This is a genomic window from Marinibacterium profundimaris (assembly GCF_002210095.1).
GTDB classification, from domain to species: Bacteria; Pseudomonadota; Alphaproteobacteria; order Rhodobacterales; family Rhodobacteraceae; genus Marinibacterium; species Marinibacterium profundimaris.
The window spans coordinates 1-16450 of sequence record NZ_AQQR01000038.1 but is presented as its reverse complement, the minus strand read 5'-3'; the positions used below and the strand labels follow the sequence as shown (position 1 = coordinate 16450).

The 16450-nt window shown below is 63.2% G+C and carries 17 protein-coding genes and 2 pseudogenes; 11 read left to right on the top strand and 8 right to left on the bottom strand.

Annotated elements, in window-relative coordinates; genetic code table 11:
- Window positions 1-39: 39 nt before the first annotated feature.
- Together ATO3_RS27740 and ATO3_RS29400 are read right to left on the bottom strand one after the other, a co-directional pair.
- The gene (locus ATO3_RS27740; protein ID WP_198963372.1) at window positions 40-426 is read right to left on the bottom strand and encodes a hypothetical protein; all 387 of its coding nucleotides are present in this window, start codon (window positions 424-426) and stop codon (window positions 40-42) included.
- A 377-nt stretch (window positions 427-803) separates the two neighbouring features.
- Window positions 804-980: pseudogene (locus ATO3_RS29400) on the bottom strand (IS5/IS1182 family transposase); the annotation flags it as partial.
- Window positions 981-1452: 472 nt separating this feature from the next.
- On the opposite strand from ATO3_RS29400, the pseudogene ATO3_RS29550 reads away from it, so the two are divergent.
- Window positions 1453-2001 (top strand): annotated as a pseudogene (locus ATO3_RS29550) (TerB N-terminal domain-containing protein); the annotation flags it as partial.
- A 35-nt stretch (window positions 2002-2036) separates the two neighbouring features.
- Here ATO3_RS29550 and ATO3_RS27730 read toward each other — a convergent pair.
- The 5 genes from ATO3_RS27730 to ATO3_RS27710 all read right to left on the bottom strand — a co-directional run bounded on the left by ATO3_RS27730 (window position 2037) and on the right by ATO3_RS27710 (window position 4993).
- Window positions 2037-2726: a nucleotidyl transferase AbiEii/AbiGii toxin family protein gene (locus ATO3_RS27730; RefSeq protein ID WP_233152356.1), complete on the bottom strand. Its 690-nt coding sequence runs from the start codon at window positions 2724-2726 to the stop codon at window positions 2037-2039.
- Window positions 2719-3312, bottom strand: coding sequence for a DUF6088 family protein (locus ATO3_RS27725; protein ID WP_020043353.1), 594 nt, complete (start codon window positions 3310-3312; stop codon window positions 2719-2721). Before ATO3_RS27725 ends, ATO3_RS27730 begins: the two co-directional genes overlap by 8 nt.
- Before the next feature lie 139 nt (window positions 3313-3451).
- Entirely contained in the window at window positions 3452-3715 is a 264-nt protein-coding gene (locus tag ATO3_RS27720; protein ID WP_088652983.1) for a pyocin activator PrtN family protein, read from the bottom strand.
- Between the two features lie 328 nt (window positions 3716-4043).
- A complete protein-coding gene (locus ATO3_RS27715; protein ID WP_088652982.1) occupies window positions 4044-4661 on the bottom strand; it encodes a plasmid pRiA4b ORF-3 family protein in 618 nt (205 codons plus the stop codon).
- Between the two features lie 14 nt (window positions 4662-4675).
- Window positions 4676-4993, bottom strand: coding sequence for an H-NS histone family protein (locus tag ATO3_RS27710; protein WP_088652981.1), 318 nt, complete (start codon window positions 4991-4993; stop codon window positions 4676-4678).
- Between the two features lie 359 nt (window positions 4994-5352).
- Between ATO3_RS27710 and ATO3_RS27705 the strand changes: the two genes are divergently transcribed.
- The 9 genes from ATO3_RS27705 to ATO3_RS27665 all read left to right on the top strand — a co-directional run bounded on the left by ATO3_RS27705 (window position 5353) and on the right by ATO3_RS27665 (window position 12405).
- Window positions 5353-6315, top strand: a complete 963-nt coding sequence (locus ATO3_RS27705) for an ArdC family protein (protein WP_088652980.1) — start codon at window positions 5353-5355, stop codon at window positions 6313-6315.
- Window positions 6312-6707 carry a DUF2958 domain-containing protein gene (locus ATO3_RS27700; protein WP_088652979.1) on the top strand — a complete coding sequence of 132 codons (396 nt, stop codon included), beginning with the start codon at window positions 6312-6314 and terminating at the stop codon, window positions 6705-6707. The genes ATO3_RS27705 and ATO3_RS27700 overlap by 4 nt, the downstream gene beginning before the upstream one ends.
- 114 nt (window positions 6708-6821) lie before the next feature.
- On the top strand, window positions 6822-7310 hold the full coding sequence (locus ATO3_RS27695; RefSeq protein WP_088652984.1) for a JAB domain-containing protein: 489 nt from the start codon (window positions 6822-6824) through the stop codon (window positions 7308-7310).
- 117 nt (window positions 7311-7427) lie between these two features.
- On the top strand, window positions 7428-9554 hold the full coding sequence (locus tag ATO3_RS27690; RefSeq protein ID WP_088652978.1) for a ParB/RepB/Spo0J family partition protein: 2127 nt from the start codon (window positions 7428-7430) through the stop codon (window positions 9552-9554).
- A gap of 105 nt (window positions 9555-9659) precedes the next feature.
- On the top strand, window positions 9660-9956 hold the full coding sequence (locus ATO3_RS27685; RefSeq protein WP_020042523.1) for a hypothetical protein: 297 nt from the start codon (window positions 9660-9662) through the stop codon (window positions 9954-9956).
- A gap of 416 nt (window positions 9957-10372) precedes the next feature.
- Window positions 10373-10537 carry a hypothetical protein gene (locus ATO3_RS27680; RefSeq protein ID WP_020042524.1) on the top strand — a complete coding sequence of 55 codons (165 nt, stop codon included), beginning with the start codon at window positions 10373-10375 and terminating at the stop codon, window positions 10535-10537.
- A 200-nt stretch (window positions 10538-10737) separates the two neighbouring features.
- The gene (locus ATO3_RS27675) at window positions 10738-11286 is read left to right on the top strand and encodes a hypothetical protein (RefSeq protein ID WP_198670768.1); all 549 of its coding nucleotides are present in this window, start codon (window positions 10738-10740) and stop codon (window positions 11284-11286) included.
- A gap of 65 nt (window positions 11287-11351) precedes the next feature.
- Window positions 11352-11768 carry a hypothetical protein gene (locus ATO3_RS27670; protein WP_088652975.1) on the top strand — a complete coding sequence of 139 codons (417 nt, stop codon included), beginning with the start codon at window positions 11352-11354 and terminating at the stop codon, window positions 11766-11768.
- Window positions 11761-12405: a hypothetical protein gene (locus tag ATO3_RS27665; RefSeq protein ID WP_020042527.1), complete on the top strand. Its 645-nt coding sequence runs from the start codon at window positions 11761-11763 to the stop codon at window positions 12403-12405. Before ATO3_RS27670 ends, ATO3_RS27665 begins: the two co-directional genes overlap by 8 nt.
- 12 nt (window positions 12406-12417) lie before the next feature.
- Here the strand turns inward: ATO3_RS27665 and ATO3_RS27660 are convergent, their stop codons facing one another.
- Window positions 12418-13962 (bottom strand): Fic family protein, encoded by a 1545-nt coding sequence (locus tag ATO3_RS27660; RefSeq protein WP_020042528.1) that lies wholly within the window; start codon window positions 13960-13962, stop codon window positions 12418-12420.
- Between the two features lie 235 nt (window positions 13963-14197).
- Between ATO3_RS27660 and ATO3_RS27655 the strand changes: the two genes are divergently transcribed.
- Window positions 14198-16450: strawberry notch family protein (locus tag ATO3_RS27655; protein ID WP_158218084.1), on the top strand; the 2253-nt coding region annotated here is incomplete at its 3' end.

The window sequence follows — 16450 nt, the reverse complement described above, 5'->3', positions numbered from 1 at the left end:
TAATTTACGCCAGATCTTGTCCAAGAGATGGGGAGTAGCTCAGTTCCCGACTGTTTGCGGTTGTCCAGGCAGTGACTGAAGAAACTCGATGATATCCTTCGCCTTGATGGTGGAACAGGGTAGATCGGCGATCGGGTAGGTGGCGATGGTCCTGAGGACCTGCGCCTTGGTACGACCGATGTCCTTCACCGTTTCTTCGGTGTAGCGCTCGATCGCTTTGGACAACGGGGGGTCACATACGTTCGACTCCTCCAAGGCACCAGGTTTTGCTAGCTCTTTCTCGCGCTTCCTTATCCAGGCGGTTGCGGCAGGGCGTCTGTCAAAGGTCTTCGTCTCATGATAGGAGGTTCCTTCTCGCATCACTCGCACGCGTGCAAGGTAGCTGCTGCTGCCATTCTTTCGCTTGCGTATACTGATCGAGCCCATGTTCCTATTTGGTACATTGTACCAAGTCCAGCGTCGAAATCGGCGTATTTGGTACAGAACTGACCGGGACGAGACGAACGGGAGGCGCATATAAGTGGCTGATAAAATTAAACAACAAGATTTATCAACGGCCGCACGCCTGTCCATTGCACCTATGATGGATTGGACGGTTTGATCCAGAATATATTCATATAATCAATACACTAAGCGGTCATCTTGTGTACCAAGTACCAAATTTTTCGCGGATGCCTTTTGTGAAGATCGCGGCGACGACATGTTAGGGCTAGTCCAAGTTTGGCCTGCTGCTCCTTCAAGGCCACCGCGGCGTTGTCGCGGAACGATGGCTTGAGGCTTGACGGCCCCTTTACCGGTCTTTGTCAGGCGATGCAGACGATCCCGGCGGTGCCGAGGGCCGAGAAGCGGTTCATCAGTGCAACGCGCATCTTGATCTCGGCGGATTAGCGGCCGGGGTTTCTAGCGGCAAAGCGTTTTTCGAAGGAGTTCAGGCAACGCATCTTTGCCTCGATACGCCTCCGTCCAGTCCAGGTCCGCCATCTTCAACGGGCTGGCCACTATCTCAGTCGCTTGCAGTAGCGGCAGCTTGAGCAGGACCTTGGTGGTCAAACGAACTGGATCGCCGCATCCGAGGGCAATGCAGGGCGACCGGGGCTACCATCATGCGGCGGGAGGGCAGTCTGGGGTTGATGTGCAGCTTCGGTGGCGCTGGTGCCAGTCAACGCGCGAGATGAATGCGTTATCCCCAATACCACCCACTCCCTCTGTGATCATCTCCGTGGTGGCGAGCTCAGATGAGGGGGGCGGTGAAGTGCCTCAAGTGCTTGGGGCATGACCGCTGTCACCTCATTGGGCAGTGGACGGTGGCCGGAAAACTGTTCAGGCTCTGCTTTAATGATTGAAATGGTGTTCGTGTAAAATAGTGTGACTGAAGGGGGAGGGGCGATAGTGTCTTCATTACTCAAGTTTTTCCGAATTTCATTCTTTCTTTTTGTCTACTTCATCTTTTGCATGATCGTGGTGGTCACAGCCCTCCAGGGGTGGCCCGTGGGTGGCCAAATGTTGTTCGCATTCGGTGCTCCTATCATTTTGGTCTGGTGGCAAGAAAAGCGGAGATCGCGGAAAGTCGCTGCAAAAGCGCCAGCCGGGGGAAGTTCCGAAACTCGAACATCGCGACCTGAGTCGGTGCCGCGCCCAAGTGCCTACGACAAGCGTATCGAGCGTGAGCGCGAACGAACTCGCGAAGCCATTGCGTCCAAAGCGCCGGCTGCCGTTCAAGCCTATTCCCCACCAAAGCAGGACTACGGTGAAATCGTTCGGGTTGGAAAGGCTGCGGCGCCGGCACTTGCGGCCCTCGCAGAACGAAACCAGCCCTCACGAGTGGCGTCGAACGCATCGACCCGATCAACGAAAAGCGGGTGGGTTCCGTCAAGCGAAGCTGCTAGCATGGCCGGCCGCAACATCGGTGGGATGGTCTATGTTGGCGCGCCTCCCTTGCTGAACACCTACGGGTATCGTGACAAGTGCCGAGCCTATATCGATCCGTCCCTGTCGGTCGCGCGCTCTGGAGCCGACAAAGCTGGAGAAGGTATGCCCTACTGGCCGGGGTACTCGGATATATGGACGCAGAAGACATGGATCGCCGTGGCCTTCTCCCAAAATGTCCGCTCGGCATGCATCACGCGCGGTGTCGCGGTCGGAAAACTCACGCCCTCGATCAGCCCGTTCGCGTCGCAGGCGACGTCACGCAGGCTCGCCGGTTCGCCCGTCGACCTCGCGCCGAATTCCAGCATGACGCTGGGGGCGACATAGCCTGAGCCAGAAGAGGCGGCCTCGTAATCGATGAAAAGCTTGTCGCCATCTGCCCGTGTCGAGGCTGATAGCCGTTGCGCTGCAATGGCGTCCTGGATCAAGGGCTGCGTCGTTTCGACGACCCATTTCGGCAATCGATCCCGGACAGCTTTCGACCAGCGCTTTTCCTCACTGCGTGTGGTTGGCAGGGCTTCGGCGCGTTCGCCTACCAGATCAGGCGCGATTGCCCGAATGTCATAGGTCAGATCAACATCTTCAGAGAAGCGCTGGATCACCCCATCGGCTTTGGAAAGGGATGTTCCGCCCTTGAAAACGAGGTGCTCACCAAGCTCGGAACTGAAGAGGGTCTGAAGAGCCCAGACAACCCAGACGTCCTTTTCGAGCAGGTGCGCGGGCCGCCCGGAGCGATCTGCAGCTACGGCCAGGGCCTCCTTGCGGTCTGCAGAAGACAACGACACGAAGGGCTCAGGCATGCGCCTCCTTTACGACACTGCGTGCAAGCCAGGTCGGGAACTGCGGTGCTGCGGTTACCAATTCGTCAAACGCCGCTGCGGGCAGTTTCTGCTTCAGCGATCTAAGAGCTGTCTCTGCCTGTTCCGGCCCGAGCCAGGCCAGGGCGCGAACGGCACTGCCAGCCGGCCTCTTCCCCAGGGCAAGCTGCCATCGGGGGGCGTGGCGCAGTTCCACGAGTTGTTTGCCCAATGAGAGCGTGCGGCTGCGACCCGAGGTCAGGTACACGGATCGAACAGGCACTTGCGTGGTCAGGCCGAGTGCATTCGCTTCGGCGGCGCCGGTTGGTACGATGACTTCGCCGCGTTGCGCCGCGAGAGCCTCGACGGCCTGTTCTACGGACGGTGCGCGCGTTCCAAACCGGCTTTTGATCGGTCGCAGGTAAACCCCGCGCCCGGCACGGATCAACTGGCCGCGCTCGGCAAGGCGCGACAAGGCCTGGTCCACACCGGCACGGCTGCCGAGGTGCAGCAGGCCCTTTGCGGCTAGTGGCGCTCCTTCCGGAAGCCCCTCTGCATGAGTCAATATCTGTTCGGCAAGGCGCTGCATGATCGTTCTCCTGTCAGAAATATACGTAGATTTCTGACAGAATTCAATCCGTGCTGTCGAACGTGGTGAGGAGGGTGGTTGCTTCGTGCCATGGGTAGGTAGCAGGCTGGCCTTCGGCGATTTTGAGAGGGGAACACGCTTACCGAAGGCCCTGCAGTTGCAGGCATTCCTTGACGGTTGCAGCCCGCCTCTTGTCCAGGTACTCGGCCAGATCGTCGATATGGACGCCTTTGGCGCATTTCTGCGACGCTTCCATGCGGACGAGAGGAAGGGCGATGGAACCAGCCGAGACTTTGCGGATGAACTTGTCGGTACTCAGACCGAAAAAATCCCTGGCGACATCCTCAGCGGGAATGATCGGTCGCCCGGAATACATCGCTATCAAGAGAAACGCCGTGTTCATGATCCCGGAATGAAACACGATCGCATAGATGGGAGAAGGGCGCGCAGCCGGTTGTCGGGGAGACGGATAGCATAGAGCGCAAATCGGACGGGAGCGTTGGATCGGGGAGATTATCTGAAGCGTGTGAAGGGGTAGGGAACCCGTGCCTGACTAAGTCGCTCGGGAGCCTCGACGCCAAGCAACGCTACTGGGAAGGGCGCGACATCAGTGCACCATTTGCGGTGCAGACAGCCCGATATCCGCTGGAGGCGCTACCACTCTGACGATGCCAGCAGGAGGAGGGTCATCCAGGCTCGCGGCACCGCCTTGAGGGCAGAGACCTCTGCGCTCACCGACCAGAAGGCTTTGGCTTGGGCTGATGCAGGCGTCGGCTGGTGTTCTTGCGGAAGGTGTTGCGCAGATCCCTGTTGATCAGGTCAATGTCGAACCAGTCCGGGTCGAAATGCCCGCCGGCCCAGCGAAGGTTGGAGCTGTAGTCCTCATGGTTCGGATCGCGGATGGTCTTGAGGAAATCGGCATAGGACCAGGGGCCGCCGACGTCCTCGGGCGGCCGGGCACGGGCACCTTCGGTGCATTCTGCGTGGCGGGGCAGGGGATCGAGGGACAGCCACCCCTCGATCCGGATCACATGGGTCCAGTCATCGCCAAAGTCGTAAAGGTAGGTGAAGGTCAGATCCTGGCCGGAGAAATCCGCCAGCCTGACGCCGGTGTAGTCGAAGGTCTGCGGCCCGCCGAAACCATCCTCAAGCTGATCGGGGTCGCCATATCGCAGCCCACCGATCCCGAACTCATGCAGATGGCTGTCGGTCCAGCTGAACGCGGCCTGCAGCACCAGGTGCAGTTTGTTGAGCGTCCAGTCCGACGGCACGACAAGTCGCCGCCAGATCGGCGGGTCAATCTCCGCCAGAGAGACATGCAGGCGGACGGCATTCGCGGGCTGGTGCAAGGCAGGCCCCCCGTTCAGATCGCAAAATCGTCTAGCGATTTTCCCGCAGTCAGCGCTTCAGCGATCCATGCCGGTTTGCGCCCACGGCCGGACCAGGTGATTTCGGCGTCTTCCGGATGGCGGTACTTGGGCGCAGACGCCGCGCGTTTCCGGGTGGGGGCGGCTTCCGCAAGCTCGTCGAAACTGAAACCGAGCTCGCGGGCCAATTCGTCCACCTTGGCGCGGGCCTCGGCCTTGCGACGGTCCTCGAAACTGGCAATGGCCTTTGCGACATTCTTTTGCAACTGCTTCAGCTCGGGGAGCGACAAAGCGTTAAGATCGATATCCGTCATTTGGTCCTCTTTTATTGCCCGTTGGCTTTGAGCCCGAACTCTCGGGAAGGAAGGCGTCTGGCGCTGGAAAGCAGGCACCGCGATTGCGTGTCAGATAAGCGCAGATATCATGGGGATTACAACACGTCGGGGATTGACGGCTCGCGGTTGGTGGCTTTTGCCTTTTTATGCCTGCCTCGGCTGAATACGAGGATTGTCTGGGGAAAGCCTTCCCCCTGGTCGGCACTGGCGTTGCCGACGCACCCCCATCAGCGGGGAGACCCCGCAACGCCCCTGAGAGTGAAAGTGCGGGCGGGTTTTCCGTGACGGGTTGAGGGCTGGAGGAGAGGCCTCCGGCGCCCGTCGCGGAGATCATCCCGATGGCCAGAGAGCATCGCGCGGCCCGCAAGAGCGGCCTGCGCACCAACCTTTATGACGACATCACCGACAAGATCATCGCCGAGCTGGAGGGCGGCCGGCTGCCCTGGGTCCAGCCCTGGGGGACGGCGGCGGCGCAAGCGCCGCTCGCTATGCCGCGCAACGCCAGCACGGGTCGGCAGTATTCCGGGATCAATGTCCTGATCCTCTGGGGCGCCGTCATTCAGCAGGGCTATCCAACCCAGCATTGGCTGACCTTCCGCCAGGCGCTGTCGCTCGGCGGTAATGTCCGCAAGGGCGAGCGGGGCACAACCGTCGTCTATGCCGACCGGTTCACGCCTGAAGACGAGAAGCGCCGCGCCCGGGAGACCGGGGAAGATGCAAACAGCATCCCCTTTCTGAAGCGCTTCACCGTGTTCAACGCGGCGCAATGCGAGGGTCTGCCAGACGACATCGCCGTCGAGGCGCCGCCACCGCCGTCCGGGCTGATCGAGCCGCGGGTCGAGGCATTGATCGCGGCGTCCGGTATCGACTTCCGGATCGGTGGCAACCGCGCCTTCTATGTTCCCGCGCTCGATTACGTGCAGGTGCCACCTCCGCAGGCCTATTTCGAGCCGATCAACTGGCACCGGACCGCCCTGCACGAGATGGGGCACGCGACAGGACATGCCTCACGGTTGGGGCGGGACTTCTCGGGCGGTTTCGGTACGAAGAAATACGCCTTCGAGGAGCTGATCGCCGAGATTTCGAGCGCGTTCTGTTGCGCCTCGCTCGGGATCGTCCCGACTGTGCGCCACGCCGATTACATCGGCTCCTGGCTGGAGGTGATGCGCGAGGATTCCCGCGCGATCGTCCGCGCCGCCTCGCAGGCCAGCAAGGCGGCCGACTGGTTGCTGGCTTATCTGCCCGACGACAGCACCGATGTTGATCGGCAAACCTCGACGGAAGGGAGGGCCGCGGCATGATCCTCCTGACCGACACACAGCGTGACCGTTTGCTGGCGAATGGCCGCGATCGCGATCAGGATCACATTCCGGTCGTGAAGTTCTTCAATCCCTTCGGCGCCGGTGTCTGGCTTGCGACCGAGCTCGACGAGGACGGTGACATCATGTTTGGCCTGGCCGACATTGGCTACCCGGAGCTTGGCTCCTGGAGCCTCAACGAACTGCGCTCCATTCGGCTGCCCTTCGGCATGGGCATCGAGCGGGATCTGCTGTTCACGGGGGACTTCCCGATCTCGGTTTGGGCCGAGGCCGCCCGCGAGGCCGGCAGCATTCGCGATGCCGAGCGGCTGCTTTATCGCTCGGGCCGTCTGCCAAGCGGGACACTCCCCGATGCGGAGCCCCCACGTTGCTGAGATCCACGCTCTTCAGCTTCGGCGCCGCTCTCTTCGCAGGAAGAGGGCGGCGCTTCTCCTCGTGACGCGGTGAAAGTTCGGCGCCTGGCCGGCTGCCCGTCGGAGAACAGCACCATGACACGAAACACGAGAACACCCGCCATCGAACCGCAGCCGCTCCGGTTCTCGGCCCAGGAGCAGGCCGTGGTCTATGAGGCCCGACAGATCCTGCTGCGCCATCTCAACCAGAACCCTGTCCTGACGTCCTGGCAGGCGGTGCTCGACTATTGCGCCTTGACCATACGGGGCGATGTGGAGCGTTTCCATGTCCTCTATCTCGACCGGAGGAACCGGCTGATCTCCGACGAGTGCCTCGCCATCGGCACGGTCGATCATGTCCCGGTCTATCCCCGGGAGGTGCTGCGGCGCTGCCTGGCGCTCAATGCCTCGGCGCTGATCATCGTCCATAATCATCCGGCCGGCGATCCCGAGCCCTCAGCCGCCGACCTCGCGATGACCAAGGAAATCCGAAACGCCTGTGTGTCCCTGGGGGTGATACTGCACGACCACATCATCACCGGCGCCGGCCGGGAGACCAGTCTGCGCGCCAGCGGCGAGCACTGATGGGGCTGTGTGTTCATCCGCGGCTCGGCCACGAGAGGGAAAGGAGTGGGGGGAGTTTCGTGACGGGCTGGTTGCCGGAGAGAGAGGCTCCCCGGCGTCCGTCATGGAGATCCTGACATGGCCACTGCCACGCAGAAAATCACCCTGTCGTCCTCGCGCGACATCCCCTTCAACAAGCTGGTGCTCAGCCAGTCCAATGTCCGGCGGGTGAAGGCCGGCATCTCGGTCGAGGAACTGGCCGGGTCCATCGCCCGCCGCGGGCTGATCCAGTCCCTGCATGTCCGGCCCGAGCTCGACGCCGAGGGGCAGGAAACCGGCCTCTTCGAAGTGCCGGCTGGCGGCCGCCGCTATCGTGCGCTGGAGCTTTTGGTGAAACAGAAGCGCCTCAATAAGACCACGCCGGTGCCCTGTATCGTCTCGGAGGCCGGAGACGACATCCTGATCGACGAGGTCTCGCTGGCCGAGAATATCGAGCGCGCGCCGCTGCATCCGCTCGATCAGTTTCGCGCCTTCCAGGTCCTTCGTGAGAAGGGCATGAGCGAGGAGGAAATCGCCGCCGCCTTTTTCGTCGATGCCAAGGTGGTGAAGCAACGTCTGCGCCTGGTTTCGGTCTCGCCGACGCTGCTCGAGACCTATGCGGAGGACGGCATGACGCTGGAACAGCTCATGGCCTTCACAATCTCCGACGACCATGCCCGGCAGGAACAGGTCTGGGAGGCGATCAAGGATAGCTGGCAGAAGGAGCCTTACACGATCCGCCGCATGCTGACCGAGACCACGGTGCGGGCCTCCGACAAACGGGCGCTCTTCGTCGGCATCGAGACCTACGAGGCGGCGGGCGGCTATGTGCTGCGCGATCTCTTCCAGCAGGACGATGGCGGTTGGCTCCAGGACCCGGTGCTGCTCGACCGGCTGGTGGGTGAGAAGCTGAAGGCTGAGGCGGAGATGATCGCCGCCGAGGGCTGGAAGTGGATCGAGGTCGCCGTGGACTTCCCCTATGGCCATACCAGCGGCATGCGCCGTCTGGCCGGCACCACCATCGACCTGACTGACGACGAATGTGCCGAGCGTGAGAAGCTGCGGGACGAGCTCGACGCGCTGGAGGCGGAGTATGCCGAGGCTGACGAGTTCCCCGACGAGGTTGATGCCCGCCTCGGCGAGATCGAGGGGGCACTGGAGGCCTTCGAGGCCCGGCCGATGCGCTATGACGCCGATCAGATGGCGAGGGCCGGTGTCTTCGTCAGCATCCGCCACGACGGCAAGCTCGCCATCGAGCGCGGTTATGTTCGTGCCGACGACGAGGCGGTGGAAGGTCAGGAAGGACAGGGGGCCGATGGGTGTTCTCCCGAGGGCGGCGTGTCCGGTGGTGTGCAGCGCGCGGTCATCATGGTGGGTGGCACGGCGACGGAACCTGAGGAGGACGATGAGGTCGAAACCATCCGGCCTCTGCCCGATCGCCTCGTCAGCGAGCTGACCGCGCATCGCACGCTGGCGCTCCGCGACGCCGTGGCGGCCAACCCGCATGTCGCCATGACGGCGCTGCTGCACCGGCTGGTCACCGATTGCTTCCTGCCGCACTCCACCAGGGGGTGCCTCGAGGCCCATGTCCGGGAGGTTCATTTCCCGGCGCAGGCCGATGACCTCGGCGAAAGCGTCTCGGCGCGCGCCATCGCCGAGCGGCACGAACGCTGGGGCGATCACATCCCGGCTGACGATGCCGCGCTCTGGGGCTGGCTCTCCGATCAGGACGATGACACCCGGATGGAGTTGCTCGCCCATTGCATCAGCTTCGGCGTCAACGCGTTGCACGAGAAGCCCAACCCCTATGGCGGCATGGGCGTCAGCCAGCACGGGCTCGATGTGCGCCTGTCCCAGGCCGACCGGCTGGCGCGGGCAACGGGCCTCGACATGGTGGCGGTGGGCTGGCGGCCGACCGTCGGCAACTATCTCGGCCGCGTGACCAAGCCGCGGATCATCGAGGCGGTGCGCGAAGGCGCCGGCGAACGGGCGGCGCAGCTCATCGACCATCTGAAGAAGGGCGATATGGCCAAGGAGGCCGAGCGCCTGCTGGCTGAAACCGGCTGGCTTCCGGAGCCGCTGCGCATGGTCGATCGCGATGCCGATATCGCTATGGACGCCGGGGTCGACACCGAGGCGGATGATCTGCCTGAATTCCTTGCCGGCGATGGCGAGGATGAAGACGCCACGGAGGACGAGGAGCAGTCCATGGTCGCCGCCGAATGATGCTCAGGCGGGGTGGCCTTTGCTGCCCCGCCACATCCCTTCCGTTTCCGCAACTTGCCCGGTCCCCGTGATCGGGCTTTTTCTTTGGAGAACCCGATGCCCGCAATGATCGATATCGACCGGATATTCCGTGAGAACCGCGCCGGTCCGCCATCCGAACGCACGCTGCCTTGGGAGGAAACCCGCGATGGCATCACTGTGGTCGTGGAGCCGAAGCCACATTGGGCGGATGACATGCGCGCCTTTCGTCTCGAAGCCCGCGAATATTGCCGCTACGCCGATTGGACCGCGAACGGCGGTCATGCCCGGTTCTACGGTCATATCGATACCAGCGGCGATGAGGTGATGATGAGAGCGCGCGCGATGATCGCCCGCGAGATTGCCGATGGACTCTGGGGCTGAAGGCCCGTCCACGTCTTACGATAGTCGCCACCGTTTTCCTGTCATGGGCCTCCATGGTTCCAGTTCCAGCATCACCACGGTGCCGGTCATTATGTTCGGCATCGGTGTCCGCCCCCGTCCTCGAACACGCTCCTGATGCCAGCGCGACGGCAAGGCTGGCCGGGCGAAGCATCTGCAATGGGGGAATCGGGCGCCTGTCGGATGCAAGACACCACCCCCGCTTCCATTCGCTAACCTTGGTCTGTTCCGTCTCTTTGACATTCAACCCCGGAGGGGTCGGCTTACGCATACGTGCCGCCCTCGGAGATTCGGAAAAAGTCCGAACGCCCGAGGGTGAGTGCAGATCCGGTCAGACACGTCGGGCGCCTGTCGCGCGGGGGATGGTCCCCCGCCTCCAGAGACAGGAGCCAATCCCGATGTCCTATGCAGATGCCACCGCCTTCGCCGCCAGCCTCGCCACCTCGCTGATGGTCGTAATCGTCGTGTTCCAGGCCGGGGACGGAACCCACGGTGCCATGCCGGCCGACGAATTCGACGGCGATGAGGACATGGTGAAGCTGGAACTGGATCCATGGGAGTAAGGCGCGAAAGCGCCTCACCCCAAACGGCCCGAGCGCGGAGACCCGCGCTTCGGTCCTTCAGTGCCTCTCGATGGTCCCCCATCGTCGGCAGCGGAACCGGGAACAAGCCCGGTCAGAGAGGAAGAGTGCGGGCCTTTCGGCAGTGACGGGTTGAGGGCTGGAGAGAGAGGCTCTCCGGCGCCCGTCATGGAGTGATCCCGATGACCTTTGCCCGTTCCGAAACCTTCCGCTCCATCGGCCAGATTCTGGCGGCCGATGTTCTGCCCGCGCTTTTTCGGTCGCAAAAGCTGCCGCTGCGCATCTCTTGCCTCGGCGTCGCCAGCTATGACGCCAGTGACGCGGCGAATAGCTTTGATCGCGTGATCCCGCTTGGGGAATGCCCGTCACCGGAGGAGGCCATCGAGGCCGCAGCCTTGCGCGTGTCGCGCGGTGATATTTGCACGGGGCCGAATAGCTTTCCGTATTTCCAGCCGCGCATCATGCTCATTCAGGACCGCGATCAGCGCCTGGTCCTCGCCGGCGCAATCCGCGGCGGCATTATCCTCTGGCAACAGCCGGTCGCATCCGATGCCGAGGCACGCAGGATCGTGACCAAGGCCAGCCGACTGCGCGGCATGGCATTCCGAGCCTTGGAGCCCGGTGATGCGAGACGGCTGCGTTACCGCGCCGCTGCGCTGGAGGCACGGTTGGTCGATCCCTTCTGGCGCGAGATCGCGGCCGATCTGCTCCGCCTGCCGCAGGCCGCCTGAGTTTCACCCTTTCCATCCCATTTGGCTCGGTTCCACGCCGGGCCATGTCATGCCCGGAGACCATCATGGCCGACTATTTCACCCATTTCTCCTGCCTGCTCGATGTGGGCACCCCCGAGCAGGCCGCCCGCGCGCTCGATCTCTACAATGCGCTCTCGGATGAGAATGCCGCTGGGGATCCGCCTTCGGACGGGTTTCTGCTTTCCATTCAACCCGAGCATGGCGGAACCCAGCTCTGGATGCGCGATGATGGCACCGGCGATCCTGAGCATGTCATCCAATTCGTCAAACGCTGCGCGAAGGAGTTCGGTCTGACGGGTCTATGGGGGATGCAATACGCCAATACCTGCTCGAAGCCGCGTGTGGACGGGTTCGGCGGCGGGGCGCACGTCCTCGATCTCGCTAACGGCGAGACGGTGGACTGGATCAATACCGATTGTTGGCTTTCCATCGTTCTGGAGGGAGGCAATCCCTATGAGTGAGGTTATCGAGATCACTGTCTATCACCTCGAAGAACTTTCCGATGCAGCCAGGGACAAAGCCCGCGCCTGGTATCGCGAAGGTGGCTTCGACGATGACTGGTACGATGCCGTCTATGAGGATTTCCAGCGCGTCGCCGAAATCCTCGGGCTGAACCTCAAGACCCGCACCGTCCGGTTGATGGGCGGTGGCACACGGCAGGAACCCTGCATCTGGTTCCGGGGCTTTTCCTCTCAGGGGGACGGTGCCTGCTTTGAATCGTGGTATTCCCACCAGAAACACGCTCCGCGCCGGATCAGGGAATACGCCCCCCAGGACACCGCGCTTCACCGCATCGCCGACGCCCTTCAGGCGATCCAGCGGCGCAATTTCTACCAGCTTCGCGCAGAGGCCGGCCATCGCGGCCATTATTGTCACGAATATTGCATGGGGATCTCGGTCGAGCGCGACAGCCCGTCGTATCAGGGCATGACCGCCGATGCCGAGGACATCATGATTGAGGCGCTGCGCGATCTCGCCCGCTGGCTCTATCGCCAGCTCGAGCGCGAGTTTGACTATCTGTCGTCGGATGACGTCGTCGATGAGACCATCGTCGCCGACGGTTACACCTTCACTAAAGCCGGCCAACGGTTTGGGTGAGGAGGTTCGGCCTCAGAACTCCTCCCGCAACTCCGCATAGATAGCTTCGATCCGGTCGGCCTCCTCGTCGGTCAGAGCGGCGAATTCTCTCGCTCTGGCGCGTCCGGAGAGTCTGCCACCGTTCTGGTGCAGGAAACGAAACAGCAGGTCGAGCACGCGGTCGGGCATGTCGATCAGGCCCGAGACGCGGGACTTGAACCCGTCATAGGCACGCAGGAACCGGGTCTCTGCAGGCAGGTCATGGTCGATTGTCTGGGCCACGCAGGCGAAGAGGAATTCGGCATGGGGCGTGGCATCGAAGAAGCGATAGAAATCGCCGGTGTCGTTCAGCACCCCGACGTTCCCGCGATCGGTTGGGCGCCAGCTGACATGGGGCAGCAGTCGACGCGAATAGCTCTCGAGCACCTGCCGATAGGCCTCGATCCGTTCGAGGATCACCGCCGACACCGGAAAGACCAGCCCGGGCGGATTGAAGCCGCGTGCAGCAAGCACGTGGTGGATCAGGTAGCGATGAAGGCGCCCGTTGCCATCCTCGAACGGGTGGATATAGACGAAGCCGAAGGCGAGGCCGGCAGCCGCCAGAACAGGATCGAGCCCCGGGGCGATATCGCGGTCGAATGCTTCGAGCCCGGCGATCAGCGCAGGCAGGTCTTCATGCCGGGCGCTGACGTGATCGGGCAGGGGGGCGCCGGTCGCGCGGTCGTGCTCGCCAATGAAGCCGCCCTCCTGCCGCAGGCCCAGATGGACGAAGCGGGCATCGCCGATGACGATGCGTTGGAGGCGTTCCAGCTCTGCCCGGTCGATTGGGTGTCGCCCGGCTTCACCGATGATCTGGCCCCAGCGCCGGATGCGATCCTGGGGCGGGTTCTCGCCTTCGATCTGAAAACTCGACCGTGAATCCTTGAGCAGCAGGAAGGCCGCCGTGCGCGCCAGCAGATCGGCGGGCACCTCGGCCAGCACCGCGCGGGCCTCGGCTGCCAGATCGCGGGCGATGAAGGCTTCGATTGCCGCTGTGCGGAAGATCATCGGGCAGAAATCCGGGGTGCCGGGCAGGTTGTTGCGGACCCGGTGGCGCGGCGAGGGGGCGCCCTCTGCATCCCATTGGAGCTTGGCATCGACCACGGGCGCGTAATTGCCGCGTGTGGCGTCGGGCAGCTCCAATTCCGCGCCGAGGAGCCACTCGTAGAGGAACCAGATCCTGCGCGCGTAACTGCCCGTCGGGGCGGCCTCGACAATGGCCTGGATCGGCTCCGGGCCGGTTGCCTTGAAAAGCCGCTTGAGAACCGCCAGATCCAGCCCCTCGTAACGCAGCGCGAAGGTCAGATGACCGATGAGGCTCGCCTCGGGTTCATGACGGGGCGTGTAGAGGCGCCAGCCGTCGGCCTCGTAGACCTTGTGCCGTGGGCCGATGGCGGAAAGTGTCCGGGGCAGGGGCGTTGCGAGCGCATAGGCATCGATCAGCGCAGCATAGCCCGCAGGTGTGGCCTCCTCGGGGAGCCAGCGCTCGTGAAAAACGGTTACGGCACCTGAAAACGGATTCCTTTGCGCCTGCTCCATGAAATTCAGTTCTTGGTCCCGATGATTGATCTCAAGTCGGTATTTCTCATGAATATCGCTTACAATCAATGAAACCTTGAGAAATCTGATGGTGGGGCGCTGTCGCCGTCAAGTCTGCGAGGCGATGGGGCATGAGGTGCCGAGTCAGAGAGGTACCGGGACGAGTTGAGTCCGGGTGGTCGAGAGAGAGCGCCGTCCGGGTCCTCCCCGTTCCCGCTCTCCGAGGTTCCCCGACATGAATATCTCATCTCCCGTGACCGGTCCGGCCACCCAGCCGGCCCCCGTGATCCTGGCCGCCGCCCATCTCATTCTTCCCCATCTCGAACGCGGTCAACGCGTCGATACTGCGGACCTCCGCAGTGCCATGGAAAGCGCTTTCGGCGCCTCCGACGCCAGCGGCGCGTGGGACTGGAAGCTCGCCTATGAGGCCTGCGAAGTCGCCACGGTTCTGTTCCTGCGCAAATACGGAAAGGCGCTTTTCCGTAAAGCCGCGTCTCCGGCTGCACGGATTTCCGTGTTGGCAAAGATCGCGGCGCTGTTGCCCACGCAGACCCGGCGTTCCGAGGAAAGCCAGAGCTTCCAGCAGTTCAGCACGCCTCTGCCTCTCGGCCTTGCCGCGCTGGCGGCGGCCGCGATCACGCTTGATGACGTAGTGCTGGAACCCTCGGCCGGCACCGGCCTGATGGCTATCCTGGCCCAGACCGCCGGCGGTTCGCTGATCCTCAACGAACTCGCCGAAACCCGCGCCGATCTTCTCTCTTCCCTCTTTCCGGCTTTTCCCGTCACCCGGTTTGACGCCGCCCAGATCGACGATCATCTGACCCCGGAGGCTGTGCCGTCCGTGGTGCTGATGAACCCGCCTTTCTCGGTCATGGCCAATGTCGAAGGGCGGATGGCGGATGCTTCCCTTCGCCATGTTGCCTCGGCGCTGGCCCGTCTTGCTCCGGGCGGTCGGCTGGTGACGATCACCGGCGCTGGCTTTGGCCCCGAAGCTCCGGCCTGGCGGGAGGCTTTCATCCGCTTGCAGGCGCGTGGCCGTGTGGTGTTCAGCGCCGCCGTCGATGGTGCGGTCTTCGCCAGACATGGCACCCGCATCGACACGCGGCTGACGGTGATCGACAAGCTGCCCGCCGACGATCCGCTCCGTTTCCCGGCCTCACCGGGGATCGCCCCCGATGTTGCCACGCTGATCGGATGGATCGAGGCGCATGTCCCGCAGCGTTCGCCGGTATCATTGCCGAAAATCGTGGTGCCCGCTTCGACCGCCACGCCGAAAACCGTGCGAGGCTATCTGTCCCGCGCGACAGCGGCGCGGCCTGCCGCTGCTCCTGCCAACGACCCCGAGGGCGTCGAACTCGCCTATGAGACCGTGGACTGGACGCCACCGGAAGGCGCTCGCCTGTCCGATGCCATCTATGAGGAATATGCACTGCAATCGCTGCGTATTCCCGGCGCCGCGCCGCATCCGACCAAGCTGGTGCAATCCGCTGCCATGGCCTCGGTCGCGCCGCCAAAGCCGTCCTACCGGCCCATGCTGCCGTCCGACATCCGCACCCGTCTGTCGGACGCCCAGCTTGAAACGGTGATCTATGCCGGTGAAGCCCATGCCGATCACCTCGCCGGTGCCTGGGCCGTGGACGAGCAATTCGACAACGTGCGCGCCGCCGCCGAGGATGCCGCCGGTGCTGTCCGCTTCCGCCGGGGTTTCATGCTCGGTGACGGCACCGGCGCCGGCAAGGGCCGTCAGTCGGCCGGGATCATCCTCGACAACTGGCTGCGCGGCCGCCGCAAGGCGATCTGGATCTCCAAATCCGACAAGCTGATCGAGGACGCGCAACGCGACTGGTCGGCGCTCGGCATGGAGAGGCTGCTGGTCACGCCGCTGTCGCGCTTCCCTCAAGGCGCAAAGATCACGCTGTCGGAAGGCATCCTGTTCACCACCTATGCCACGCTGCGCTCCGATGACCGCGGCGAGAAGGTTTCGCGCGTCAAGCAGATCGTCGAATGGTTGGGCAGCGACTTCGATGGTGTCATCATCTTCGACGAGAGCCATGCGATGCAGAATGCCGGGGGCGGCAAGGGAGACCGCGGTGATATCGCCGCCTCGCAGCAGGGACGCGCGGGCCTGCGGCTCCAGCACGCCCTGCCGGACGCGCGCGTGGTCTATGTCTCGGCGACCGGCGCAACCACAGTCCACAACCTCGCCTACGCCCAACGGCTCGGTCTCTGGGGTGGCGAGGATTTCCCGTTTCAGACCCGCGCCGAGTTCGTCGAGGCGATCGAGGCCGGCGGTGTGGCGGCGATGGAGGTTCTGGCTCGCGATTTGCGTTCTCTCGGCCTCTATACCGCGCGCTCGCTTTCCTATGACGGTGTCGAATACGAACTGGTCGAGCACAAGCTCACTGAAGAGCAGCGCCGCATCTATGACGCTTACGCTGCGGCGTTCCGGACCTTATGCGCAGCTGCGCATAAGGTGCGTAATCGCGAG

Excerpts from the sequence above, each read along its gene's own strand:
- ATO3_RS27740 (WP_198963372.1), bottom strand. The coding sequence starts at position 426 with ATGGGCTCGATCAGTATACGCAAGCGAAAGAATGGCAGCAGCAGCTAC.
- ATO3_RS27730 (WP_233152356.1), bottom strand. The coding sequence starts at position 2,726 with ATGCCTGAGCCCTTCGTGTCGTTGTCTTCTGCAGACCGCAAGGAGGCC.
- ATO3_RS27725 (WP_020043353.1), bottom strand. The coding sequence starts at position 3,312 with ATGCAGCGCCTTGCCGAACAGATATTGACTCATGCAGAGGGGCTTCCG.
- ATO3_RS27720 (WP_088652983.1), bottom strand. The coding sequence starts at position 3,715 with ATGAACACGGCGTTTCTCTTGATAGCGATGTATTCCGGGCGACCGATC.
- ATO3_RS27710 (WP_088652981.1), bottom strand. The coding sequence starts at position 4,993 with ATGACGGATATCGATCTTAACGCTTTGTCGCTCCCCGAGCTGAAGCAG.
- ATO3_RS27705 (WP_088652980.1), top strand. The coding sequence starts at position 5,353 with ATGGCCAGAGAGCATCGCGCGGCCCGCAAGAGCGGCCTGCGCACCAAC.
- ATO3_RS27700 (WP_088652979.1), top strand. The coding sequence starts at position 6,312 with ATGATCCTCCTGACCGACACACAGCGTGACCGTTTGCTGGCGAATGGC.
- ATO3_RS27695 (WP_088652984.1), top strand. The coding sequence starts at position 6,822 with ATGACACGAAACACGAGAACACCCGCCATCGAACCGCAGCCGCTCCGG.
- ATO3_RS27690 (WP_088652978.1), top strand. The coding sequence starts at position 7,428 with ATGGCCACTGCCACGCAGAAAATCACCCTGTCGTCCTCGCGCGACATC.
- ATO3_RS27685 (WP_020042523.1), top strand. The coding sequence starts at position 9,660 with ATGATCGATATCGACCGGATATTCCGTGAGAACCGCGCCGGTCCGCCA.
- ATO3_RS27680 (WP_020042524.1), top strand. The coding sequence starts at position 10,373 with ATGTCCTATGCAGATGCCACCGCCTTCGCCGCCAGCCTCGCCACCTCG.
- ATO3_RS27675 (WP_198670768.1), top strand. The coding sequence starts at position 10,738 with ATGACCTTTGCCCGTTCCGAAACCTTCCGCTCCATCGGCCAGATTCTG.
- ATO3_RS27670 (WP_088652975.1), top strand. The coding sequence starts at position 11,352 with ATGGCCGACTATTTCACCCATTTCTCCTGCCTGCTCGATGTGGGCACC.
- ATO3_RS27665 (WP_020042527.1), top strand. The coding sequence starts at position 11,761 with ATGAGTGAGGTTATCGAGATCACTGTCTATCACCTCGAAGAACTTTCC.
- ATO3_RS27660 (WP_020042528.1), bottom strand. The coding sequence starts at position 13,962 with ATGGAGCAGGCGCAAAGGAATCCGTTTTCAGGTGCCGTAACCGTTTTT.